Raw genomic sequence first — 23,731 nt, 5'->3', positions numbered from 1 at the left:
GCATGGGCCAGGCAGAAGACGACTTCGTGTTTGCTCCGGAAGTGCAAGGGGAGCGCGCGGATGGCGCCGCCTCTTCCGCGGCCGGGCACCTGACCATCCTCACCGTCGATGACGACCTGCAGTTCCAGCAGGCGCTGCACCAGGCGCTGACCGGTTTCCGCTATCAGGACCACCCGGTGCGCCTGCAGAGCGCGCAGTCGGCGACCGAAGCCGCGCGCATCCTGGCAGCGCAGCCCGATGTGGCGGTGGTCATCCTCGACGTGGTGATGGAGACCGACGACGCCGGCCTGCGGCTGGTGCGCAGCGTGCGCGAGCTGCTGGGCAACTCCGAGGTGCGCATCGTGCTGCTCACCGGCCAGCCGGGCATGAGTTCGCTCAAGAAGTCGCTCGACACGCTGGACATCAACGACTACTGGCTCAAGACCGAGCTCACGCACGAGCGCCTGCACGGCATCCTCACCGGCAACCTGCGCGCCTGGGAGCAGATCCATGCGCTCAACCGCGCGCGGCAGGGGCTGCAGACCATCGTCGAGGCCAGCAATTCGCTCAACCGCGCGCGCAACCTGGAGGAGTTCTCCGAGCACGTGATTCGCGAGCTGTCGCGCCTGCTGGGGCTGGACCCGGAGGGCGTGGTCTGCGTGCAGGCTTCGGGCACGGATGCGGGCGACCCGCACAAGGCTTGGGTGGTGGGCGCGGCGGGCCGCTTTGCGTCGGCCATCTCGCACCGGCTGCAGAGCTTTGCCGATGCGCCGATCCGTGATCTGCTGCTGCAAAGCCTGTCGCAACAGGCCACGGTAGAGACCGAGACCAGCCAGGTGCTGTTCTTCCCGGCCACCGCCAACAGCCCGCAGGCGGCCGTCTACCTGGCCACGCGGCAACGGCTGGACGAGACCGAGCGCGAGCTGCTGGGCGTGTTCTGCACCAACATCCAGTCCGGGCTGATCAATGTCTCGCTGACCAGCCAGCTCAACCGCATGGCGCTGGAAGACAGCCAGCTGTCCCTGCCCAATGCCAATGCGCTGATGCGCTGCGTCGACACCATCCTGGACATGCAGGGGCCGCGCGACCGCATGCTGCTGCTGGTGGACCTGAACCAGTACTCGCAGGGCTGCCTGTCGCTGGGCATAGAGCAGGGCGACCTGATGCTGCAGCGCATGGCGCGGCACCTCTGCAGCGTGTTCCCGCCGCCGTGCATGGTGGCGCGGCTGCACGACGACACCTTTGGCATCGTCGGGCCGGCCGCCATGGTGGACGAGGCCCGCATCGAATCGCTGGAGTCGGCCGACCCGGACGACGACCAATTACCGCCCTTCATCGGCATGTATGCCGCGCGCATGGACCTCGACAGCTACCGGGGCGGCGCGCGCGGCGCCATGGCCGCCGGCATGCTGCTGCTGCGCCGCGCGCGGGCGCAGGGCCTGCGGCAACTGGTGGACTACTGGCCCGGCATGGAGCGCGAGACCGACCGGCACTTCACCCTGTCGCGCCAGCTCTACCAGGGGCTGCAGGACGAGCAGCTGTCCATCGAGCTGCAGCCGCAGATCGACCTGGCCACCGGCGCCATCGTCGGCGCCGAGGCGCTGGCACGCTGGACGCAGCCCGACGGCACGCGCGTGCCGCCGGCCCAGTTCGTGCCGGTGGCCGAGGCCAGCGGCCAGGTGGTGCACCTGGGCCGGCTGGTGATAGGCCTGGCCTGCCGCGCGCTGGTGGCGCTGGCCCAGGCCGGCTTTGCGCAGGTGTCGGTGGCGGTCAATGTGTCGGCGCTGCAACTGGCGCGGCGCAGCTTTGTGTCCGAGATCACCGGCCTGCTAGCACTGCACGGCATCGCGCCGCAGCGGCTGGAGCTGGAGATCACCGAGTCCGCCATGATGGGCGACCACCAGGCCAACATCGCCGTGCTGCAGCAACTGCGCGGCCTGGGTTTTCGTATTGCCGTCGATGACTTCGGCACCGGCCATTCCTCGCTGGCCTACCTGCAGGATTTGCCGCTGACCATGCTCAAGGTGGACCGCAGCTTCATCCAGGAGATCGGCGAGCAAGAGGCGCCGGCGCGGCGCGCACCGATCGCTGCCATGGTGATCGGCCTGGGCGCGCACCTGGGCCTGAAAGTGCTGGCCGAAGGCGTAGAGAACGCGGCCCAGGCCGAGTGGCTGCGCGAGCGCGGCTGCGGCCTGGCGCAGGGCTATTACTTTGCGCGGCCCGAGCCGCTGCCGGCCTTCATAGAGCGCCTGCGGGCGGCTTGAGTGGTGCCAGCCCCACCGCCCGCCCGCCGGCGCTGGCGCTATTGGCGGCTGACGCTGTTGCTGCTGCCCTGGCTGCTGGCCATGGGCATAGGCTTTCCCCTGCTGTGGACCCAGATGGACGAGGTGTTCCAGGGCCCGCTGCGGCGCGCCCGCGTCGAAACCCTGGAAGAAGCCGCGCGCGCCCTGGCCCGCGCAGCCGACGGCCTGCGGCGCGATGCGCGCTTCTTGTCCGAGCTGGCGGCGCTGGATGCCGGCGCGGGCGCGCTGCGCAGCGGCACCGACAGCGCACGGCTGATGCTGGCCTTTGCCCGTGGCGCCAGCGGCTACGGCCGGCTGCACTGGATGGATGCCGACGGCCGCGAGCGGTTGCGGGTGGAGCAGGGCACTGGCGCCGGCCCGCGCCTGGTGCCGGCGGCCGGGCTGCGCGACGCGGGCGGCGACACCGAATTCGACCGCGCCAGCCACCTGCCCGCGGGCGATGTCTATTTCTCTGGCTTTGACCTGCGCCGCGATGCCGAGGGCGCCGCCGTGCAGCCGCCGCAGCCGGTGCTGCGCGTGGCCGCGCCGGTCTACGACGAAACCACGCTGCGCGGCGTGGTGGTGCTGGAGCTGCAGGCCGCCGAGCTGCTCGACCGGCTGGCCGCTGTGGGCCACGCCCAGCACATCGACCTCTACCTGGTGCACCAGGACGGGCACTGGATCAGCGGCCCCGGGCCGGCGCGCGAGGGGCGCGGCCTGTTGGCCGACACCGAGCCCGCGCTGTGGCAGGCGATGCAGCAGCGTGCGGACGGGCTGTTCCAGCAAGGCGAGGCCCGCTGGGCCTTTCGCCGGCTGGACGTGGCGCGCGACCCGGGCGTGCCCAGCGGCCAGTCCGGCCCGCAGGACGACCTGAAGCTGCGCCTGCTGGCGCGGGTCGACCCCGAGGCCGAATCCGAAGCCGGCTGGCGCTGGAAGCAGCCGCTGGCCGCCGCCATGGCCGCCGTGCTGGCGGTGGCCCTGCTGCTGGCGCTGCAACTGGCGCGCAGCATGCGCGCCGAGGCCCGCCACACGCGCGAGCTGCGCGCGGCCAACCGCGCCTTGACCGAGGCCAACGACAACCTGCACAGCATGCAGGCCGACCTGACGCGCGCCGAGCGCCTGTCCTCGCTTGGCCTGATGGTGGCCGGCGTGGCGCATGAGCTGAACACGCCGCTGGGCAGCGCCACGCTGGCGCTCAGCACCGCGCGGCAAGAGCTGGACCAGCTCGCGCAGCGCCTGCAGCAGGGCCTGCGCCGCTCCGACCTGGAGCACTACGTGCAGGCCGGCGGCGCGGGCCTGGAGACGGTGCGCGAGGCCGTGCGCCGCGCCGCCGCGCTGGTGCAGCGCTTCAAGCAGGTGGCGGTGGACCGCGCCAGCATGCAGCGCCGCGTGTTCGACCTGGCGCAGATCGTCACGGATGCCGACCCGCGGCTGCAGCACTGGCCGCCGGATGGCCGCATCGCGCTGCGGCTGCAATTGGCGCCGGGCCTGGAGATGGACAGCTACCCCGGCCCGCTGGAGCAGGTGGTCTCCAACCTGCTGGAGAACGCCCTGCTGCACGCCTTTGAAGACCGCACGCGCGGCTGCATCACGCTGCAGGCCCTGGCCGACGGCGCCGAGCACGTGCTGCTGCGCTTTGCCGACGACGGCAGCGGCATCCCCGAGGCGCAACTGCCGCGCATCTTCGACCCCTTCTTCACCACGCGCCGGCATGCGGGCGGCACCGGGCTGGGCCTGCACATCGTCCACCAGACCGTGGTCGACCTGCTGGGCGGCACGCTGCACGCAGAGAACGCGCCGGGCGGCGGCGCCGTGTTTGTGCTGCGCCTGCCGCGCCATGCGCCGCAGCGGGCGGGGGACTGATGCCAAGTGTGTTCATTCGACAAGAGCCGTTCGGGCTGAGCCTCCCTTTCAAGGGCTTGTGATCTGTTCGGTAGTTCTGATGTCTTGCTGAGTTCCGGAGCCGGGACTCGCCCCGGCGGGCGACAGCCGAACCGCCAAAAACCAAACAGCCCAACATCCAATCTCAGGCCGAGCGTAGCGATGGCCCGACTGGCAGTCCCGGGTCCCCTCTGTGGCGTTGAGGAGCGCAGGAATCGGCAGGTTGCCCGTAGCGCAGCGAAGGGACGGCGAGGACTGTTTGAGCGCAGCGAGTTCCGCAGCCGCCTGCTGACTCTGAGCACCGCAGAGCAGTCCGGCAAAGCCGGACCGCCACAGTGGGGTCGCCTTCTCTTTGGTGACTTTCTCTTGGCGACACAAGAGAAAGTTACTCGCCCGCCGGGGCGAACTCCCGGCACCCGCCGCCAGCAAGGCACACAGCGCAGGGATATCTCAAAGACCTTGAAAGGGATGGTTCTTAGGACGGGCCGCCTTCGGCGGGGGAGGGAGCAATACCGGGCCGAGCGCAGCGATGGCCCGTGTGGCTGTCCCGGGGTCCCCTCTGTGGCGTTGAGGAGCGGAGGAATCGGCAGGTTGCCCGCAGCGAAGCGAAGGGACGGCGAGGACTGTCTGAGCCGAAGGCGAGTTCCGCAGCCGCCTGCTGAATCCGAGCACTGCAAAGCAGTCCGGCAAAGCCGGACCGCCACAGTGGGGTCGCCTTCTCTTTGGTGACTTTCTCTTGGCGACTCAAGAGAAAGTTACTCGCCCGCCGGGGCGAACTCCCGGCACCCGCCGCCTGCAAGGCTCACAGCGCAGGGATATCTCAAAGACCTTGAAAGGGATAGTTCTTAGGACGGGGCCCCTTCGGCGGGCTCAGGAGAGCCTTTCGACAAGCTCAAGGCGAACGGTATCTGCATGAACTAGCGCGCCAACAGCCGCGGCACGGCCGACACCAGCAGCGCCACTCCCGACGCCGTCAGCAGCCCCAGCACGATGCGCCTGAAGATGCGCCACCTGGTGCTGCTGCAACTGATACGCGAGCACGGCTCGCTCACCCGCGTGGCGCAGCACATGGCCACCAGCCAGCCGGCCGTCACCCATGCGCTGGCCGAGCTGGAGGCCATGTTTGGCGCGCCGCTGTTCGTGCGCTCGGCGCGCGGCATGGCGCCCACGCCGCTGGGCGAGGTGGCGCTGTCGCGCGCCCAGGCCATGCTGCAGGACCTGGGCCACTGGGTGCGCGACATGGAGGCCGCCGGCAGCGGGCGCGCTGCGCACCTGCAGGTGGGTGTCATCCCCTTCGTGCCGGGGCGCCTGCTGGCCGATGCCATCAAGGCCACGCGGCCGCAGGGCCAGCCGGTCACCGTCAGCATCCACGAGGGCACCAGCGACCACCTGCTGGTGCGGCTGCGCGAGCACGAGCTGGACTGCGTCATTGGCCGCACTTCCGCCGTGCTGGCCATGGACGGCCTGCTGCACGAGGTGCTCTACCAGCAGGAGCCGCGCCTGATCGCGCACCGGCGCTTGTCCGCGCGGCTGGCGCGCCGGCCGCTGGTGTGGGCCGAGCTGGCCGGGCTCGACTGGGTGCTGGGCGCGCGCCAGACGCCCATGCGCGAGCAGATCACCGACGTTTTTCTGCGCGCCAGCGTGGCGCCGCCGTCGCCTGTGGTCGAGACCTTGTCGTCCAAGCTGATCGGTGAGCTGATCGCGGCCAACGAGCGGGCGGTTTCCATCGTGCCGGCCGACATCGCCGAAGAGCTGGTGCGCATCGCCGGCGTGGCCATCGTGCCGCACCGCTTTGGCTGGACGCTGCCGCCGATCGGCCTGTTTCAGCGGGCCGAGCACGCCGGGCGCGCGGCAGATGCCTTGTTTGCCCAGGCATTGCGCGCGGCCTGCCAGCGGGGCGCTTAGCGCAATTCCGCAGGGAATATTGGTTAAAAATGACTCTAGCCCAGGTCCTGCCTGGGCTTGTAGCTATCAATTTGGTAGTTGAGCCCACGGCACAATAGCGGCCCCATGCACCGCTCTGCCCCTTTGCTGCTGGCCCCCATGGAGGGGCTTCTTGACTTCGTGCTGCGCGACATCCTCACGCGCGTTGGCGGGGTGGACCGCTGCGTGTCCGAGTTCATCCGCATCACCGACATGCTGCTGCCCGACCGCGTGTTTGTGCGCTACGTGCCCGAGCTATTGCACGGCGGCCGCACACCCGCTGGCGTGCCGGTGCGCCCGCAACTGCTGGGCTCTGATCCATCTTGCCTGGCCGACAACGCCGCCGCAGTGGCGCGGCTGGGGCCCGATGGCATAGACCTCAACTTTGGCTGCCCGGCCAAGATCGTCAACCGCCACGGCGGCGGCGCCATGTTGCTGGACACGCCCGAGCAGCTTTACGCCATCGTCGCTGCCGTGCGGCGCGCCGTGCCGGCTGCGCTGCCGGTGTCGGCCAAGATGCGCCTGGGCGTGCGCGACGGCCGGCATGCCGTGGAGTGCGCCCGCGCCCTGGCCGAGGGCGGTGCCAGCGAACTGGTCGTGCACGCGCGCACCAAGAACGACGGCTACCGCCCGCCCGCCTATTGGGAATGCATCCCGGCGATCCGCGCGGCCGTGTCCATCCCCGTCGTCGCCAACGGCGAGATCTGGACCGTGGCCGACGCCCAGCGCTGCCGCGAACTCTCTGGTGGCAGCGCCCTCATGCTGGGCCGCGGCATCGTCGCCGACCCAGGCCTGGCCTGGGCCATCCGCGCGGCCGATGGCGACACCACCGCGCCCGCCGCCGTGCCCTGGCATGCACTGCTGCCGCAGATCGCCGCCTTCTGGGACCTGGTCTGCACCCGCCTGCCCACGCGCCAGCGCGCCGGGCGGCTGAAGCAGTGGCTGAACCTGCTGCGCCGCCGCCACCCCGAAGCGCAAGAGGCCTTCCAGGCGCTGCGCACGCTGGACGACGCGGCCATCAGCCGCTGGATTGGGCAGGCTTGTGGTGGGTTGGTGCTGCCGGTGGATGCGCTGGCAGCCTGAGCTTGCTCGCTGCGCGCATAAGCAGTCGCGCATTACTTCGTTGGCCGCATAGCCGGCGCTGGCTACCGTCGTGTTCTTTGTCTTCATGACGCAGGACCGAGCCATGCCCACGCACCAACCGCCTTCCCCCCATCGCCGCCGCCTGCTGCAGGCCGGCACCGCCGCCATTGCGCTGGCTGCTGGCGCAGGCGCCTTCGCCCAGGCGGCCAAGCAGACGCTACGCGTGGGCTTCCAGAAGGGCGGCGGCCTGCTGGGCGTGCTCAAGGTGCAGGGCTCGCTGGAGAAGGAACTGGCCCCGCAGGGCTGGGCCGTGACCTGGCACGAGTTCCCGGCCGGCCCGCAACTGCTGGAGGCGCTCAACGCCGGCAGCGTGGACATCGGCTACACCGGCGCGCCGCCACCCATCTTTGCCCAGGCCGCAGGCATAGGCCTGGTCTACATCGGCGCCGAGCCCACGGGCCCTTCCATCGAAGGCATCGTTGCGCTGCCCGATTCGCCCCTGCGCAACGCCGCCGACCTGCGCGGCAAGCGCGTGGCCGTGCAAAAGGGCTCTAGCGCCAACTTTTTGCTGGTCGCCGCGCTGGAGAAGGTCGGCTTAAAGCTGTCTGACGTCCAGCCCATCTACCTGCCCCCGGCTGACGCGCGCGCCGCGTTTGAATCACGCCGGGTAGACGCCTGGGCCATCTGGGACCCCTACCTGGCCGCCATCCAGCAAGCCGCCCAGGCGCGCGTGCTGGCCGACTACTCCAACGGCCTGCTGCGCCCCAACGCCTTCTACGAAGCCTCACGCAGCTTCGTCGACGCCCACCCCAAAACGGTAGCCGCCGTGCTCGAAGTCCTTGCCAAAACCGGCGCCTGGGCCAGCGCCAACCACCGCGCCGTGGCAGAACTGCTGGCCCCGCAACTGGGCCTGCCGGTAGAGGTGGTGGAAACCTGGCAGCGCCGCACCCGCTATGGCGTGCAGCCCTTGTCTGATGCGCTGATCGCGGTGCAGCAGCAGGTGGCGGACACCTTCTTTGCGCAGCAGTTGATCCCGAAGAAGATCGATGTGGCGGCTGCGGTTTGGCGGTGGGACCGGGGCTAGGGCGCGGCCCTCAGCAAGCGTCACGCGATCCAGGCAGGCCGCCTCAGTCCTGCCCCGCAGGGGCCCGGACATTGCGGTGGATCTTGAAATCGGCGGCATAGCTCGAATAGCGGATGGCGCCGCTTCGCTCGACTGCCTTGCGCAACAGCGCCAAGGCTTCGGTCTTCTGCCTGCCTGACCAATAGCCGGGCGGCGCCAGCGCAAAGCGCTTGTTTTCGCCGTGAAGAATGATGGCGCCCTGCGTTCCCAGCTCCACCTTGCGAACCTCAGCCCAGGCCATGCGGAAGGTGCCGAAGAGGTTGCGATGGGTCACGGCCTTGTCGGAGATCTCGAAGCTCCCGGCGCTGGCCACCATGTACAGGCCCATGAGGATGAAGACGGCGAATATGGCGATCGGCGGGTACTGCTGCGCCAGGAATGCGCCCACCGCGCAGGCGATGAAGAAGAGGCCGCAGACTGCGCCGATGAGTAGGTAGCCAAGGACGCCGAAGCGGTAGGTATTTGCCATGTTTGGGCATGTATCTATGTCGTGCCGCCGGCATAAAACAACCGGTCCGCGTGATCTACGAAGTAGCAAGCAAGAAAATCAAGGCGGTCCAGGTCGACGGTGTATTCATGGGATACCTCATCGTAGGCTTCCGAGGTGGCTGTGTGGTCACCGCCGGATTCGTTCCACGCGGAAAAGGCTCGCGCCAGAGCCCGGGCTTCGCCGCTGAGCCCCACTTCTTCGTAGCCGGCGATGACGCGATGCAGCGTGTTCGAGCGATTATCGAGAGCGTCCCAACCATCGAATTGGCACTGGGTTTCCCAATCAAAGAGGTAGGCGACAAGCGCATAGCCGTGCGGCAGCGTGGACTCGTCAAGGTCGGAATTGAAGAGGGCGATACCAAGCTCGGTAAATGACGCGACCCACGTCCGATGATTCGCGGCTCGCCATAGCTCCAACGGTGTGCCCGCGGCAACGAGGGGACTCTTCGAGGTCGCTTCAAGAATTGGAACGACATTGGCTGGCAGGTGTTCGCTATTGGGCATGTGAGTGAGTTGCCGGGTTGGCCATGGCTTGCGTTGAGCGCTGGAGGTGAATCTGCGTTTCTACGGCAGCTTGGGATTCCCATCGTCCCATGATTCCGAGAGCGTCTGAACCCGGCCCTTGCTGCGCTTCATGTACATGGACTTGGCCATCAAGACCTCGTGGAGGGATTTGTATTCGGCCTCATCCACCTCGCGGCATTTCATGCCGGGTCGCAGCACGTTTCTGATGAATCCATCCACCTCCTTTCTTCTGGCGAACTGGGTGTGGATGCGGTTGTTCACCCTGCGGCTGAAGTCCACCGCGAAATCGAAGCTCGTGTGCTCCACCACAAAATGGCCATCTTCTTCGCGGATGGCGGTGACACGAAAACTTCAGTCGTACATGCACCGTCCAGTGCCAATCCCCGGTTCGTGCGAACGATCAAGAGCTTTTGTGTTTGTACGTCATTTGTACTAACATGATCTGCATTGATGAGAGGATTTGCCATGGCCACCGCCACCCGTTCTGCTCGCCTGGGACTGCGTGCGACGCCGCAGCAGGAGACCGTACTGCGCCGCGCGGCCGAGGTCAGCAATAAATCGATGACGGAATTCATCCTGGACAGCGCCTATCAGGCGGCCGAGCAGACCTTGCTCGATCAGCGGCTGTTCCTGGTGACCGGTGGTCAATCTCAGGCTTTGCTGTCGCTGTTGGATCGACCTGAGCAAGACAATCCTGGCTTGAAGGACCTGTTCTCGCGACGCGCTCCCTGGAAAGCCTGATGGCACTCGCGGCGCCACAGGCGCTGGATGCCAGCCATCGACTGGACGCGTTCGACTGCGGCAAGCCGGCACTCAACGATTGGTTGGCACGGCACGCGCGCCAGGCGCAGGCCAGCGGCTCGGTCAAGACCTACGTGGTCGCGGAAGGTGCACGCGTAGCGGGCTACTTCAGTTTGACGGTGGGGCAGATCGATACGCTGGAGGCGCCTGATCGTGTGCGCAAGGGCATGGGGGCGTTCCCCATCCCGGTGATCATTCTGGCCAGGCTTGCGGTGTCGGCCTCGGATCAAGGGCGGGGCATTGGTGTTGGCCTGCTCCAGGATGCCATCCGGCGCACGCTTGCCATTGCCGATCAGGCCGGCGTCCGCGCCCTGTTGACCCATCCCATCGATGAAGACGCCGAGCGCTTCTATCTTCGATTTGGTTTCGAGCCCTCACCTGTCCGCGAGCAGCAGTTGCTGTTGCTGCTCAAGGATGCGCGCCGCAGCTCCGGCGGACATGTGGAGAAGAAGAGCAGGGGCTAGTGTCGCGTCAAGCATGATCTGCCGGTGTGCGCTTGCCCTCGCCGCGCATCGCTGCGTTGCAGCCCTTGCCCAGGCGTAAAGCCTGGGCTGCGGCCTGCGCCTTGCGCTGCACGCCGATGCCTTCGCACCCATCCTTCACCTCACGCTTGACGCGACACTAGTTCAACGGCGGCCGCCGTTGACCGGCCTGGTCATGGACCGGTCCCCTCAATACGGCACAGCCCCACGCCCCCGCTGCACCCGCGCCGCCTCGCTCCACCAAGCCAGATCATCCGCAAAGCGCCCAAAGGCGCGCTCCAGCGCCTCGCCAGCGCTGCCCGTAGGCTTACCACCGACATCCAGCGTCTGCGCAATAGGCCCCACGGCCAGCGCGCTGGAGATCACCACCATGCCCATCTCCGACAGGATCGAGTGCCAGGCCGTGCCCGAGCGCACGCCCGAGAAGCGGCCGGCCGAATAGCTGGCGATGGCGGCGGGGCGCCAGAACCATTCCTCCAGGTAATGGTCGGTGAGGTTCTTCAGGCCGGGCTGCGGGCCCCAGTTGTATTCGCCGGTGACGAAGACAAAGGCGTCTGCGCTGCGGATCTTCTCGGCCAGTGCCTCCATGGCCGCAGGCGCGCTGCCCTTGGGGTATTCCTTGTACATGCGGTCCAGCATGGGCAGGTTGACGGCCTTGGCGTCCACCAGCTCGGCGGCAGCGCCGCGCGCCTGCAGGCTGGCGACCAGGTAATCCGCCAGGCGTATGCCCATGCGGTCGGCGCGGTAGGAGCCGTAGAACACCAGAATCTTGTCCGCCATGGCTGCGCCCTTTCAGGCCGGAGAGGCCGGCCGTGGAGGCAAAGGCTACTGCATGGCCGTGGGCGGTGGGAAGACGCCTGGCTTCCCGTCGCTATTCTTTGTGTGCAATTAACTCAATGATTGAAATGGGGTGGTGGGTCAATGCCCAGGTGTTGCCTGGGCTCTAAATTTTTCAGGGATTTAATTAGTGAGTTTTTTTGACGGCTTGTGGCGGTGCCGTGGGGATATGTGAGGGCATGGGCGCTGCCGGCGCTTTCAGGCGTAAGGCTGGAACTGGTTGTTGTCACGGGTGAGCAGTTGCATCAGCTTGGGATGTATGAAGAGCTTCTCTTTGCCCAAAGGCATTTCGCGCAGTACGCCCAAGGTGGCTAGGTCGTGCAGGTAGCGGGAGGCGGCCTGGCGCTGCGCAATGCCTTTGTCCACCAGGTTGCCGATGCGGCAATAGGGCTGCTCAAAGATCACATCCACCAGCTCGCGGGTGTAGATCTTGGGCAGGCGCGTGCGCACGTGTTCGGTGGTGTGCTCGGCCAGCGCGCGGATGGCGGCGATCTTGCCGGTGGTCCATCTGGACGTCTCAGCCACGGCCTGCAGCATGAAGATCAGCCAGGGCTCCCAGGCGCCGTCGCGGGTGACGCTGAGCAGCAGGCGGTAGTAGTCGGCCTTGTGGGCAATCACATGGCGGCTGAGGTACAGGATGGGCAGGTTCAGCAGCTCTTCTTGAATCAAATAGAGGATGTTGAGCACGCGGCCGGTACGGCCATTGCCGTCGGTGAACGGGTGGATGGCTTCGAACTGGTAGTGGCCGACGGCCATGCGGATCAATGGGTCGAGCTCGGTCTGGTTGTGCAGAAAGCGCTCCCAGTTGGCGAGCATGCCGCGCAAGCGGGTTTCGCCTTCGGGCGGGGTGTAGATCACTTCCCCGGTGCGGTCGTTGGCGAGCTGGGTGCCCGGGGTGCGGCGAATGTCCATGTCCACGCCCTTGAGGGTGCGGCAAACGTCCACGGCGGTTGCGGTGCACAGTGGCCGCGCCTTGAGCGACTCAAAGCCTTGGTGCAGCGCGGTGCGGTAGCGCAGCGCCTCTTTGGTGGCGGGGTCGGCGTTGTCGTGGCCCTGCGCGTACTGAAACAGGTGGTCGGTGGTGGTGACGATGTTCTCAATCTCCGAGCTGTCTTTGGCTTCCAGCAGCGGGATGGTGTTGATCAACATCGCTTGGTTGGGGATGAGTTCGGCGGCCTGCTTGAGCTCGGCCAGTGCGACGCGGGCTTCTATGCAAGCCTTGAGCACCGCCCGGCTCTCCAGCTCGTGCGTGGGGGGCAGCGTGGGCAACTGGTTGTGGGGCAGCTCGGGGCGCCAGCCGGCGGCAGCGTCTGTCATGATGCAAAAACCCTGTTTTATCGACAGGTAAAGAGCTTATGTCGCAGTCGACAACGCGTCAACGAAACATGTTCTGATTTTGCTGAATTGGCGACCTATGTTGATTTCGTGTCGTTCAATTGGTATTTGGAGATCGCGAGGGTGGGTGCAAGTCCGGCCCGCGGCCGAGCCTATCGGGCATCTGACGCTTGCGATTGCCTGAGCTGGTGTGCGCAGGCGCAAGGTGAATGGGGGGCGTATCAATCGTTGGATCGATGGCAAGGCCGGGCTTCGTGCAATTAACTCAATAATGCAAAAAAGCGAATGCTCAAGAGCCCGCTAGCCATCTGGGCTTGATCTTTTGGTGTCGCTTGAGAGTGTGAGTTTTTCTGACGGTTCCGCCGCCGCAGGCGCGCTGCCCACACGCGCCACCATCACCTGGTCGATGCGGTAGCTGTCCACGTCCAGCACCTCGAACTTGTAGCCGCCCCAGGTCACGCTGTCGGTGCGGCGCGGGACGCGGCGCAGCATGACCATGAGGAAGCCGGCCAGAGTCTCGTAGTCGCCTTCGTGCGGCAGGGATTCCAGGTCCAGTGCGCGCAGCACGTCCTGGATGGGGGTGACGCCGTCGATCAGCCAGGAGTTCTCGTCGCGCCGCACGATCTGCTCTTCGTCCAGCGGCGATATCAGGTCGCCCATGACGGTGCTCATGACGTCGTTGAGCGTGACCACGCCCACCACCAGGCTGTACTCGTTGACGATGACGGCAAAGTCCTCGCCCACCAGGCGGAACTGGTCCAGCACCTCGGCCAGGGTCAGGCTGTCGGGCACGATCAGCACCTTGCGCACCAGGGCGTTGTCGGCCAGCGATATGGGCTGGTTGTTGAGCACGCGCTGGAACAAATCCTTGGCGTCTACGTAGCCCACCACGTGGTCGATGTCGCCCTCGCACACCGGGTAGGTAGAGAAGGGCTCGGCGGCGATGCGCGCGCGGACCACCGCGTCTGGGTCGTCGCGCAGAAAGTAGGCGATGCGGTCGCGCTGCGACATGGCACTGGCAACGGTGCGGGTGTCCAGCTCGAACACATTGGCGATCACCTGCTGCTCGCGCGCGGCCAGCACGCCGGCCAGCGCGCCGGCCTCGGTCATGGCCAGGATGTCGGCGGAGGTGATGCGGTCGTCGCGCTGCAGCGGCAGGCCGAACAGGCTGAACAGCCCATCCGCGCCCTTGCTGTAGACCCAGATCAGCGGCCGCAGCAGCGACTGCAGCAGCTGCATGGGGCGCGCGGTGCGCACCGCCAGGCGCTCGGGCGCGGTCATGGCCAGCCGCTTGGGGAACAGGTCGGCAAACAGGATGAAGAAAGAGGTGACGATGAAGAACGAGGCCAGAAAGCCCGCCGTCTCCGCCGCCGCAGAGCCCAGGCCCAGCGAGAACAGCGCGGTGAAGGCCGGGCTCAGCGCGCCTTCACCGACGATGCCGCCCAGGATGGCGATGGCGTTCTGCCCGATCTGGGCCACGGTGAAGTAAGGCCCGGGCTGCTCCTGGATGCGCATGACGCGCTCGGCCCGCGCATCGCCCTCGTCGGCCATCTGGCGCAGGCGCAAGCGGCGCGAGGCGGCCAGCGAGATCTCGGCGATGGAGAAGAAGGCGCTGGCGGCGATGAGCGCGGCGATCAGGAGCAGGCTGGTGGTCAGGGTCATGAAGGCGGGTGGGGCGCCGCTGGGGCTACAGCGGGAGTGTAGGGTGCTTGCTTTTTGATGGGGCGGCTGCTTGCCTTGCTGGCGGCGGGTGCCGGGAGTTCGCCCCGGCGGGCGAGTAACTTTCTTTCGCGTCGCCGAAAGAAAGTCACCAAAGAAAGGGCGACCCCACTGTGGCGGTCCGGCGTTGCCGGACTGCTTTGCGGTGCTCGGAGTCGGCAGGCGGCTGCGGAACTCGCTGCGCTCAAACAGTCCTCGCCGTCCCTTCGCTGCGCTACGGGCAACCTGCCGACTCCTGCGCTCCTCAACGCCACAGAGGGGACCCGGGACAGCCAGTCGGGCCATCGCTGCGCTCGGCCCTTGCATTACTCCCTCCCCCGCTGGGGGAGGGGTGGGGTGGGGGCCGGCTGTTGCCTACTGCATGAACCCAATCCGACTACGCCTATCCCCCGCACGCGGCAGATCATCGCCGCGCAGCTCGGCCCGGCCATCCAGGCGCGCGTTGCCAAAGGCCACCATCAGCGCGCGGCGCATTTCGCGCGGGGCCAGGGCGGCCAGGCGCTCCAGTACCTCTTCTTGCGGCGCCTCGTCGAAGCGGCTGCCCCAGTCGTGGCTGGCGCGGATGGTCTGGTACAGGCGCAGGGCGATGTGGCGCGCCTGCTCGGGCGAGGGCGGCAGCACCTCGAACACGTTCATGCGGTTGAGGATGGGGTCGGGGATGCCGCGCGCGTCGTTGGCGGTGGTGATCCACAGCACCTGGCTGGCGTCTATGGCGACCTCGGCGAATTCGTCGACGAAGGCGCTGGCGGTGTCGTGCTCGAGCAGGCTGTAGAGCGCGCCCAGCGGGTCGTATTGCGCGTCGCAGTTGGCCTTGTCGATCTCATCCACCACGATCACCGGGTTGGCGTAGGTGCCATCTATCAGTGCCTCGAACACCTTGCCGGGGCGCGCGCCCTTCCACTGCGAGGCCGAGCCCGACAGCAGCCAGCCGGCGGTCATCGAGCCCATGGGCACCAGGTTCATGCCGGTGCCGATCAGGTCGGCCAGGTGCTTGGCGAAATGCGTCTTGCCGATGCCGGGCGGGCCCAGCAGCAGCATGGGCGTGACCTCCAGGCCGTCGCGGCTGTCTTGCGCGAGCGCGACGTGGCGGCGCACGTCGTCGAGTACCTCGGTGAAGTTGGGCAGATCGTCGTAGAGCGCGGCCATGTCGGGGATGCCGGCGGGCTTGACCTGGAAGCGCTCGGGGCCACGCTCCAGCATGCGCTCGTAGGTGCTGCGCAGGCTTTCGTGCTCTCGGGGGTCGCCTGCGTGCTGCAGCTTGCCAAGGCGGCGTTCAACCTCGGCTGGGTCGAACACGCTGCGGACCTGCGCGATAGGCAGGGGGAAGGGGGACGAGGACTGCGGGACGAGACTACGGGATTCCATCTGGCACTCCTTTGTTTCGTCGAGAAAGCGACACCTTCATTCGAGCACAAGCCGTGCCAGGCGTCCATCAAATGCCGTTTCTTTACCGCACCTTGACCGCCCAAAAAGCAACGGCGCGGTCGCCCTTATCAGGCGACCGCGCCGCGCGCGGAATCAGCGGGGGCTTAGGCCGCGTTGCCGGCCAGCACCTTTTGCAGTTCGCCGGACTCGTACATCTCCATCATGATGTCCGAGCCGCCGATGAACTCGCCCTTGACGTAGAGCTGCGGGATGGTCGGCCAGTGGCTGTATTCCTTGATGCCCTGGCGGATGCCATCGTCGTCCAGCACGTTGACGGTCTTGATCGCCTTGGCGTCCACGCCGCAGGCCTTCAGCACCTGGATGGCGCGGCCCGAGAAGCCGCACATCGGAAAGCTGGCGCTGCCCTTCATGAAAAGCAGCACGTCGTTGGATTTGACGAGGGCGTCGATGCGTTGTTGGGCGTCACTCATGGGTCTCTCCTTCATGGGGATGGCAGCCGGAATCGCCCGGCCGCTGCGGGCGCAATTATCGGTGGGATGGCAAAAGTCCGCCGGAGCAGCGTTCTATGCCGGCCAAGTCCTTGCGGCTTTGTACTTCGGCAAAGCCCGCTGCCTGCAACAGTTCGCGCACCAAAGCGGCCTGGTCCCAGCCGTGCTCCAGCAGCAGCCAGCCGCCCGCCGCGAGGTGGGCCGGGGCCTGGGTGATGATGCGGCGCAGGTCGTCCAGCCCGTCGGCGCCGGCGGCCAGGGCCGACAGCGGCTCGTGCACCAGGGCGGCCAGGTGGCCATCTGCCACTGCGATATAGGGCGGGTTGGAGGCGATCAGGTCGTAGCGCTCGGCACTATCCAGCGCCGCGCACCAGTCGCCTTGCAGAAAGCGCACCGGCAGGCCCAGCCGTGCCGCGTTGCCGCGTGCCACCTCGAGCGCGCCGGCGCTGGCGTCTACGGCGGTGACTTGGGCGTCTGGCCGCGCATGCTGCAGCGCCAGCGCGATGGCGCCGCTGCCGGTGCCCAGGTCCAGCACGGTGGGCGCGGGCTGGCCGGCCAGGCGCTCCAGTGCCCACTCCACCAGGGTTTCGGTATCGGGGCGCGGCACCAGCACGCGGGCATCGACCGCCAGCGGCAGGCCGAAGAATTCCTTCTCACCCACCAGGTAAGCCAGCGGCTCGCCGGCGGCGCGGCGGCTGCACAGGTCGCGCAGCTGGATTTGTACCGGGGCGGCGAGCAGGTCGGTGTCGTGCGCCAGCAGCCAGGCGCGCTCGTGCGCCGGGCGGCCCAGTGCGTGCAGCAGCAGCAGTTGCGCGTCGAGCCGCTCCAGGCCCAAGGCGCCGGCGGCCTGCAGGGCCTGGGCAATGCTTAGCTGTGCGACTGTGGTACTACTCATTTGATAGCTATAAGTCCAGGTGGTACTTGGGCTGGAGGCCTATTTAACTGATATTTTTCGCCGTTCGCCCTGAGCCTGTCGAAGGGCCGGGTGACGAGTGGCAAGGCTTCGACAGGCTCAGCCCGAACGGTGTGGCTCAGCCCGAACGGTGTGGATCAGCCCGAACGGTGTGGATCAGCCCGAACGGTGTGGAAAGTGGGGTGCTTGCGATATTTCAGCCGCCCGCGCCCACTTCCAGCTCGGCCAGTTGCTCGGCCTCGCGGGCGTGTTGCAGCGCGTCCAGCACCTCGCCCAGGTCGCCTTCCATGATGAACAGCAGCTTGTACAGAGTGAGGTTGATGCGGTGGTCGGTAAAGCGCCCCTGCGGGAAGTTGTAGGTGCGGATGCGGTCGCTGCGGTCGCCGCTGCCGATCAGGCCCTTGCGCATGGCGGCATCCTTGGCGGCTTGCTCGCTGCGCTCTTTCTCTTGGATGCGCGCAGACAGCACCTGCAGCGCCTTGGCCTTGTTGCGGTGCTGGCTGCGGTCGTCCTGGCATTCGGCCACGATGCCGGTCGGGATGTGCGTGATGCGCACGGCCGAGTCGGTCTTGTTGATGTGCTGGCCGCCGGCGCCGCTGGCGCGGTAGGTGTCGATGCGCAGGTCGGCCGGGTTGATCTGCACGGCCACGGTCTCGTCTGGCTCGGGCAGCACGGCCACGGTGCAGGCGCTGGTGTGGATGCGGCCCTGGGTTTCGGTGGCGGGCACGCGCTGCACGCGGTGGCCGCCGGATTCAAAGCGCAGCCGGCCATAGACGTTGTCGCCAACGATGCGGAACACGATTTCCTTGTAGCCGCCCAGCTCGCTCTCGTTGGCGCTGACCACTTCGCAGCGCCAGCCGGCGCGCTCGTAGTAGCGGGTGTACATGCGCGCCAGGTCGCCGGCAAACAGGGCCGATTCATCGCCGCCGGTGCCGGCGCGGATTTCCATGAACGCGTTGCGCGCGTCGTCCGGGTCCTTGGGCAGCAGCAGGCGCTGCAGCTCGTCTTCCAGCTGCAGCAGCTCGGCCTCGGCGCCGGCGATTTCTTCTTGCGCCATCTCGGCCATGTCGGGGTCGCCGAGCATGCCGCGCGCGCCTTCCAGGTCGGCCTCGCGCTGCTTGAAGCGGGCGTAGCGGCCGGCCACCTGGGTCACCTCGGCATGCTCGCGCGAGAGCACGCGGTACTGCTCCATGTCGGCCATGATGTCCTCGCGCGAGAGCAGGAAGTCGAGTTCTTCGAGACGGACGGCGTAGCGGTCGAGCTGGTGGCGCAGGAAGGTTTTCACGGGGCTGGGGGCTGGGGCGCACCGGCAGGCGCGCCCTTCGGCAGAAGGCGGCGCCCCGCGCCATGGCGGTGCGGGGCGTATCGGTAGGCCGGCAAGCGCCGGCCGGGTGCAATTATCCGCGAGAGCCGCGCCGGCGCGGGAGCGCTGCCGCAAGCCCGTATCGCGGAGGTGCATGTGAGGGTTGCACCTTTTTCAGAATCATGGATTTTTAATATCACCATATCGGTGCATTGCGACTGCCGTATTGCTTGGGTTCGGCCATGATTTCATTGGGAAGTTTGATAAAGGTGCAACCTTAAGAGATTTTTTAGAAAAAGGTTGCACCTTTGCGGTGGTGCCACTAGCATCGCGCCCACCGTCAACGCCTTCGCCCCTCAAAAACATGTCCCAGGTCACCCTCGGCGTCAAGCTGGACGAAAGCGTCCGCGAGCGCATCAAATCCGCAGCCAAAGCCATAGACCGCACGCCGCACTGGCTCATCAAGCAGTCCATCCACCTCTACCTGGAGGCGTTCGAGCGTGGCGAGCTGCCGGGGCGCGCCCTGGCACCGGCAGACGCCGCCGGGGACGATGCACCGCCGCCGCCCGACGCCCCGGCCCAGCCCTTCCTCGACTTTGCCGAGCAGGTGATGCCGCAGAGCGTGCTGCGCGCCGCCATCACCGCCGCCTGGCGCCGGCCCGAGCCCGAGCAGGTAGCGATGCTGCTGCCCGAGGCGCGCCTGCCCGCCGCCATGGCAAGCACTGCGCACCAACTGGCCTGCCGGCTCAGCGAAGGCCTGCGCGCCCACCAGGGCGTGGGCAAGGCGGCGCTGGTGCAGGGGCTGCTGCAGGAGTTTTCTTTGTCTTCGCAAGAGGGCGTGGCGCTGATGTGCCTGGCCGAGGCGCTGCTGCGCATCCCCGACCGCGCCACGCGCGACGCACTGATCCGCGACAAGCTCAGCACCGGCAACTGGCAGCCGCACCTGGGCAAGAGCGCATCGCTGTTCGTCAATGCGGCTACCTGGGGTTTGATGTTCACGGGCAAGCTGGTCGCCACGCACAACGAGTCGGGCCTGAGCACCGCGCTTGGCCGCGTGCTGACGCGTGGCGGCGAGCCGCTGATCCGCAAGGGCGTGGACATGGCCATGCGCCTGATGGGCGAGCAGTTCGTCACCGGCGAGACCATAGGCAAGGCGCTGGCCAATGCCGGCAAGCGCGAGGCCCGGGGCTTTCGCTACTCCTACGACATGCTGGGCGAGGCCGCGCTCACCGACGCCGACGCGCAGCGCTACATGGCCTCTTATGAGCAGGCCATCCACGCCATCGGCCGCGCGGCGGCCGGTGCCGGCATTTATCGCGGCCCGGGCATCTCCATCAAGCTGTCGGCCCTGCACCCGCGCTACAGCCGTGCCCAGCACGCCCGCGTGATGGACGAGCTGTACCCGCGCCTGCTGGCCCTGACCGAGCTGGCGCGCAGCTACGACATCGGCCTGAACATCGACGCCGAAGAGGCCGACCGGCTGGAGCTGTCGCTCGACCTGCTGGAGCGCCTGTGCCACGCGCCCACGCTGGCCGGCTGGAACGGCATAGGCTTTGTCATCCAGGCCTACCAGAAGCGCTGCGGGGACGTCATTGCCTGGCTGATCGACCTGGCGCGGCGCAGCCGCCACCGGCTGATGGTGCGCCTGGTCAAGGGCGCCTACTGGGACAGCGAAATCAAGCGCGCCCAGGTAGACGGCCTGGAGGACTACCCCGTCTACACGCGCAAGGCGCATACCGACGTTGCCTACCTGGCCTGCGCCCGCAAGCTGCTGGCCGCGCCCGAGGCGGTGTACCCGCAGTTCGCCACCCACAACGCGCACACGCTGGCCGCCATCTACCAAATGGCGGGCCAGAACTACTACGAAGGCCAGTACGAGTTCCAGTGCCTGCACGGCATGGGCGAGCCGCTGTACGACCAGGTGGTGGACAAGGGTGAGGGCCATCTCAACCGGCCGTGCCGCATCTACGCCCCGGTGGGCAGCCACGAGACGCTGCTGGCCTACCTGGTGCGCCGCCTGCTGGAGAACGGCGCCAACACCTCCTTCGTCAACCGCGTGGCGGACCGCAGCTTGTCCATCGACACGCTGGTGGCAGACCCGGTCGCGGTGGTAGAGGCCACGGCCGTGCAAGAGGGCCGCATCGGCCTGCCGCACCCACGCATTCCCTTGCCGGGCGCGCTCTACCCGGGCCGCAGCAACTCGCTGGGCCTGGATCTGGCCAACGAGCAGCGGCTGGGCTCGCTCTCCAGCGCGCTGCTGCAAAGCGCCGCGCGCGACTGGCGCGCCGCGCCGCTGCTGGCCGTGCCGGTGGCTGATGGCCCCTGGCAGCCGGTGCGCAACCCGGCGCGCCATGCCGACATCGTCGGCCAGGTGCAAGACGCAACCCCTGATGACATCACCCGCGCGCTGCAGGCTGCGCAAGACGCCTTCGAGATCTGGCAGGCCACCCCGCCGGCCGAGCGCGCCGGCATGCTGGAGCGCGCCGCCGATGCGCTAGAGGCGCAGATGCAGCAACTGCTGGGCCTGTTGGTGCGCGAGGCCGGCAAGACCCTGGCCAATGCTGTGGGTGAGGTGCGCGAGGCGGTGGATTTCTTGCGCTACTACGCGGCCCAGGTGCGCGCGGATTTCAGCAACGAGGCGCACCGCCCGCTCGGCCCCGTGGTCTGCATCAGCCCGTGGAATTTTCCGCTGGCCATCTTTGTGGGGCAGGTGGCGGCTGCGCTGGCCGCCGGCAACACGGTGCTGGCCAAGCCGGCCGAGCAAACCCCGCTGATCGCCGCCGAGGCCGTGCGCCTGCTGCAGGGCGCGGGCCTGCCGCCCGGCGCGCTGCAACTGCTGCCCGGCCCGGGCGAGACCGTAGGCGCCGCGCTGGTGGCCGACCCGCGCGTGCGCGGCGTGCTCTTCACCGGCTCGACCCAGGTTGCGCGCATCCTGCAGCGCGCCGTGGCCGGCCGGCTCGACGACCTGGGCCAGCCGGTGCCGCTGATCGCCGAGACCGGTGGCCAGAACGCCATGGTGGTCGACTCTTCTGCGCTGGTGGAGCAGGTGGTCAACGACGTGCTCGCCTCGGCCTTCGACAGCGCCGGCCAGCGCTGCTCGGCCCTGCGCGTGTTGTGCGTGCAAGAAGACATAGCAGAGCGCACGCTGGAGATGCTGCAGGGCGCCATGGCCGAACTCACGCTGGGCAACCCCGAGCGCCTGCGGGTGGACGTAGGCCCGGTGATCGATGCCGAGGCACGCGACGCCCTGCTGGCCCACATCGAGGCCATGCGCGCCAAGGGCCACGCGGTGCACCAGATCGCACGCATCGACAGCGACACCGCGCACGGCACCTACGTGCCGCCCACGCTGATCGAGATCGACAGCATCGACGAGCTGCACAAAGAAGTGTTTGGCCCGGTGCTGCATGTGCTGCGCTACGCGCGCCCGGGGCTCGATGCGCTGATCGACCGCATCAACGCCACCGGCTTTGGCCTGACGCTGGGCGTGCACTCGCGCATTGACGAAACCATCCAGCGCATCGCCGCGCGCGCCCATGTCGGCAACCTCTATGTCAACCGCAACATGGTGGGCGCGGTGGTCGGCGTGCAGCCCTTTGGCGGCGAAGGCCTGTCGGGCACCGGCCCCAAGGCCGGCGGCCCGCTGTACCTGCTGCGCCTGCTGGCCAGCCGGCCCGAAGGCACGGCCATGGGCCCTGGCACCGCGCTGGCGCAGATAGAGGGCGAGGCTGTCATTCCTGGCCTGCCACGGCGCCAGGCCCTGGCGGCGCTGCAGCAGTGGTGCCATGGCAGCGCACGCGCCGCATTGGCCGAGGTGTGCGAGCGCTTTGGCCAGCAGACACCCAGCGGCCAGCGCCGCGTGCTGGATGGCCCCACTGGCGAGCGCAACGTCTACAGCCTGTGTGGGCGCGATGCCGTGCTGTGCCTGGCGGCGGAGGAGGGCGACCGCCTGTGCCAATTGGCGGCGGTGCTGGCCGTGGGCGCGCGTGCGCTCTGGCCGGCCGATGCATCGCACCGCGCGCTGCATGCGCAGTTGCCCGAGCCGGTGCGCGCAGCCATCGATTTCACCGACGACTGGCGTGCGCCGCAGGCCTTGTTCGACGCGGTGATCCACCACGGCGACTCAGACCAGTTGCGCGGCGTGGCCCAGGCCTTGTCCGGGCGGCCCGGCCCCATCGTCGGCCTGCAGGGGCTGGCGCCGGGCGCCACCGGCATCGTGCTGGAGCGCCTGCTGATAGAGCGCAGCCTGAGCGTGAACACCGCCGCCGCGGGCGGCAATGCCAATTTGATGACCGTGGGCTAAGCCCGGGAGAGATGCAAACCATGAGAGTCCTGTTCCTTGGCTACGGCCACATGGGAAGCGCCCTGGGCAATGCCTGGCGCGAGAGCGGTCGCGTGGCCGAGTTGTTGGCCGTAGACCCGGCCGCTGCAGCGGAGCCAGGCCGCTACCCGAGCATTGACGCGCTGCCTGCGGAGCAGGTCGCGGCTGGCTTCGATCTGGTGGTGCTGGCCGTCAAGCCCGCGCTGGCGCAGCAGGCGCTGCGCGCGCTGCCGGCGGCGTGCTGGGGTTCGGCCGCGCTGGTGAGTGTTGCCGCGGGCGTCACCCTTGCCACGCTGTCGGCCGCGTTGCCGGCCGGTGTGCCGGTGGTGCGCGCCATGCCCAATACGCCGGCGCTGCTGCGCGCAGGCTGCACCGGGCTGTTTGCCGGGCCGGCCGTGGATGCCGCCTTGCGCAAGCGCCTGGATGCATTGTTCGCCACCGTGGGCAGCGTGCACTGGCTGGACGCAGAAGTGCAGTTGGACATGGTGACTGCCATCAGCGGCAGCGGTCCGGCCTATTACCACTTGTTCAGCGAGGCGCTGGCCGAGGCCGGCACTGCGCTGGGCCTGCCGCAGGCGCTGGCGCGCCAACTGGCGGCAGACACCGCCTGGGGCGCCGCCGCACTGCAGCATCAGCCCGGCGCGGACTTTGCCGCGCTGCGCCATGCCGTGACCTCGCCCAAGGGCACCACCGCCGTCGCCATTGCCGTGTTTGAGCAAGGCGGCGTGTTGCGCGAACTGGTGACGCGTGCCACGCAGGCCGCCCGCCAGCGCGCTGCAGAACTCTCCGCCGTCTGATGGCTTCCCCCTCATCCGGCGGCCTGCAGGTACGCAAGCGCGCCGGTCATGGATCCCAGCGATC

Annotated in this window: 20 protein-coding genes and 1 pseudogene; 9 read left to right on the top strand and 12 right to left on the bottom strand. The window is 67.9% G+C overall.

All coding sequences use genetic code 11. The features are described 5' to 3' along the window. The first annotated feature begins 2 nt into the window (after nt 1-2). Both AAFF27_21400 and AAFF27_21395 read left to right on the top strand, forming a co-directional pair. Complete coding sequence (locus AAFF27_21400) at nt 3-2,243, top strand: EAL domain-containing protein (GenBank protein XAH22536.1); 2,241 nt, start codon at nt 3-5, stop codon at nt 2,241-2,243. Between the two features lie 3 nt (nt 2,244-2,246). After that, on the top strand, nt 2,247-4,124 hold the full coding sequence (locus AAFF27_21395; protein XAH22535.1) for a sensor histidine kinase: 1,878 nt from the start codon (nt 2,247-2,249) through the stop codon (nt 4,122-4,124). A gap of 935 nt (nt 4,125-5,059) precedes the next feature. Here the strand turns inward: AAFF27_21395 and AAFF27_21390 are convergent. Next, nucleotides 5,060-5,143 (bottom strand): annotated as a pseudogene (locus tag AAFF27_21390) (sulfite exporter TauE/SafE family protein). Here AAFF27_21390 and AAFF27_21385 point away from each other — a divergent pair. From AAFF27_21385 to AAFF27_21375, 3 genes are all read left to right on the top strand, one after another. Next, nucleotides 5,133-6,047, top strand: coding sequence for a LysR substrate-binding domain-containing protein (locus AAFF27_21385; protein ID XAH22534.1), 915 nt, complete (start codon nt 5,133-5,135; stop codon nt 6,045-6,047). The pseudogene AAFF27_21390 and the gene AAFF27_21385 sit on opposite strands and share 11 nt — an antisense overlap. A gap of 105 nt (nt 6,048-6,152) precedes the next feature. Continuing rightward, nucleotides 6,153-7,148 carry a tRNA-dihydrouridine synthase gene (locus AAFF27_21380; GenBank protein ID XAH22533.1) on the top strand — a complete coding sequence of 332 codons (996 nt, stop codon included), beginning with the start codon at nt 6,153-6,155 and terminating at the stop codon, nt 7,146-7,148. 103 nt (nt 7,149-7,251) lie between these two features. Continuing rightward, on the top strand, nt 7,252-8,232 hold the full coding sequence (locus AAFF27_21375; GenBank protein XAH22532.1) for an aliphatic sulfonate ABC transporter substrate-binding protein: 981 nt from the start codon (nt 7,252-7,254) through the stop codon (nt 8,230-8,232). Nucleotides 8,233-8,275: 43 nt separating this feature from the next. Here the strand turns inward: AAFF27_21375 and AAFF27_21370 are convergent, their stop codons facing one another. From AAFF27_21370 to AAFF27_21360, 3 genes are read right to left on the bottom strand one after another with little or no spacing between them, the layout of a single operon-like run. Then, complete coding sequence (locus AAFF27_21370; GenBank protein ID XAH22531.1) at nt 8,276-8,740, bottom strand: hypothetical protein; 465 nt, start codon at nt 8,738-8,740, stop codon at nt 8,276-8,278. A 14-nt stretch (nt 8,741-8,754) separates the two neighbouring features. Next, nucleotides 8,755-9,264: a hypothetical protein gene (locus AAFF27_21365; GenBank protein ID XAH22530.1), complete on the bottom strand. Its 510-nt coding sequence runs from the start codon at nt 9,262-9,264 to the stop codon at nt 8,755-8,757. Nucleotides 9,265-9,324: 60 nt separating this feature from the next. Next, entirely contained in the window at nt 9,325-9,591 is a 267-nt protein-coding gene (locus AAFF27_21360; GenBank protein XAH22529.1) for a hypothetical protein, read from the bottom strand. A gap of 159 nt (nt 9,592-9,750) precedes the next feature. On the opposite strand from AAFF27_21360, the gene AAFF27_21355 reads away from it, so the two are divergent. Both AAFF27_21355 and AAFF27_21350 read left to right on the top strand, forming a co-directional pair. Next, the gene (locus AAFF27_21355; GenBank protein XAH22528.1) at nt 9,751-10,026 is read left to right on the top strand and encodes a DUF1778 domain-containing protein; all 276 of its coding nucleotides are present in this window, start codon (nt 9,751-9,753) and stop codon (nt 10,024-10,026) included. After that, nucleotides 10,026-10,550: a GNAT family N-acetyltransferase gene (locus tag AAFF27_21350; GenBank protein ID XAH22527.1), complete on the top strand. Its 525-nt coding sequence runs from the start codon at nt 10,026-10,028 to the stop codon at nt 10,548-10,550. Before AAFF27_21355 ends, AAFF27_21350 begins: the two co-directional genes overlap by 1 nt. 7 nt (nt 10,551-10,557) lie before the next feature. On the opposite strand, the gene AAFF27_21345 is transcribed toward AAFF27_21350, so the two are convergent. The 8 genes from AAFF27_21345 to prfA all read right to left on the bottom strand — a co-directional run bounded on the left by AAFF27_21345 (nt 10,558) and on the right by prfA (nt 18,531). Beyond that, the gene (locus AAFF27_21345; GenBank protein XAH22526.1) at nt 10,558-10,689 is read right to left on the bottom strand and encodes a hypothetical protein; all 132 of its coding nucleotides are present in this window, start codon (nt 10,687-10,689) and stop codon (nt 10,558-10,560) included. Between the two features lie 68 nt (nt 10,690-10,757). Next, nucleotides 10,758-11,348 (bottom strand): NADPH-dependent FMN reductase, encoded by a 591-nt coding sequence (locus AAFF27_21340; protein XAH22525.1) that lies wholly within the window; start codon nt 11,346-11,348, stop codon nt 10,758-10,760. Between the two features lie 255 nt (nt 11,349-11,603). Next, complete coding sequence (locus AAFF27_21335; GenBank protein XAH22524.1) at nt 11,604-12,722, bottom strand: Fic family protein; 1,119 nt, start codon at nt 12,720-12,722, stop codon at nt 11,604-11,606. A gap of 318 nt (nt 12,723-13,040) precedes the next feature. Beyond that, nucleotides 13,041-14,402: a hemolysin family protein gene (locus AAFF27_21330; GenBank protein ID XAH22523.1), complete on the bottom strand. Its 1,362-nt coding sequence runs from the start codon at nt 14,400-14,402 to the stop codon at nt 13,041-13,043. Between the two features lie 411 nt (nt 14,403-14,813). Beyond that, nucleotides 14,814-15,824 carry an AAA family ATPase gene (locus AAFF27_21325; protein ID XAH22522.1) on the bottom strand — a complete coding sequence of 337 codons (1,011 nt, stop codon included), beginning with the start codon at nt 15,822-15,824 and terminating at the stop codon, nt 14,814-14,816. 164 nt (nt 15,825-15,988) lie between these two features. After that, nucleotides 15,989-16,315: a Grx4 family monothiol glutaredoxin gene (grxD, locus tag AAFF27_21320; protein XAH22521.1), complete on the bottom strand. Its 327-nt coding sequence runs from the start codon at nt 16,313-16,315 to the stop codon at nt 15,989-15,991. 55 nt (nt 16,316-16,370) lie between these two features. After that, nucleotides 16,371-17,228, bottom strand: coding sequence for a peptide chain release factor N(5)-glutamine methyltransferase (prmC, locus tag AAFF27_21315; protein XAH22520.1), 858 nt, complete (start codon nt 17,226-17,228; stop codon nt 16,371-16,373). 214 nt (nt 17,229-17,442) lie between these two features. Next, complete coding sequence (gene prfA / locus AAFF27_21310; protein ID XAH22519.1) at nt 17,443-18,531, bottom strand: peptide chain release factor 1; 1,089 nt, start codon at nt 18,529-18,531, stop codon at nt 17,443-17,445. 382 nt (nt 18,532-18,913) lie between these two features. On the opposite strand from prfA, the gene putA reads away from it, so the two are divergent. After that, nucleotides 18,914-22,852 (top strand): trifunctional transcriptional regulator/proline dehydrogenase/L-glutamate gamma-semialdehyde dehydrogenase, encoded by a 3,939-nt coding sequence (gene putA, locus AAFF27_21305; GenBank protein XAH22518.1) that lies wholly within the window; start codon nt 18,914-18,916, stop codon nt 22,850-22,852. A 20-nt stretch (nt 22,853-22,872) separates the two neighbouring features. After that, on the top strand, nt 22,873-23,667 hold the full coding sequence (gene proC / locus AAFF27_21300; GenBank protein XAH22517.1) for a pyrroline-5-carboxylate reductase: 795 nt from the start codon (nt 22,873-22,875) through the stop codon (nt 23,665-23,667). Nucleotides 23,668-23,731: the final 64 nt, after the last annotated feature.

It is taken from the genome of Xylophilus sp. GW821-FHT01B05 (assembly GCA_038961845.1).
Taxonomy (GTDB): Bacteria; Pseudomonadota; Gammaproteobacteria; order Burkholderiales; family Burkholderiaceae_C; genus Xylophilus.
Note: the sequence above shows the minus strand (reverse complement) of the source record. Positions and strands in the feature narration are given on the sequence as shown.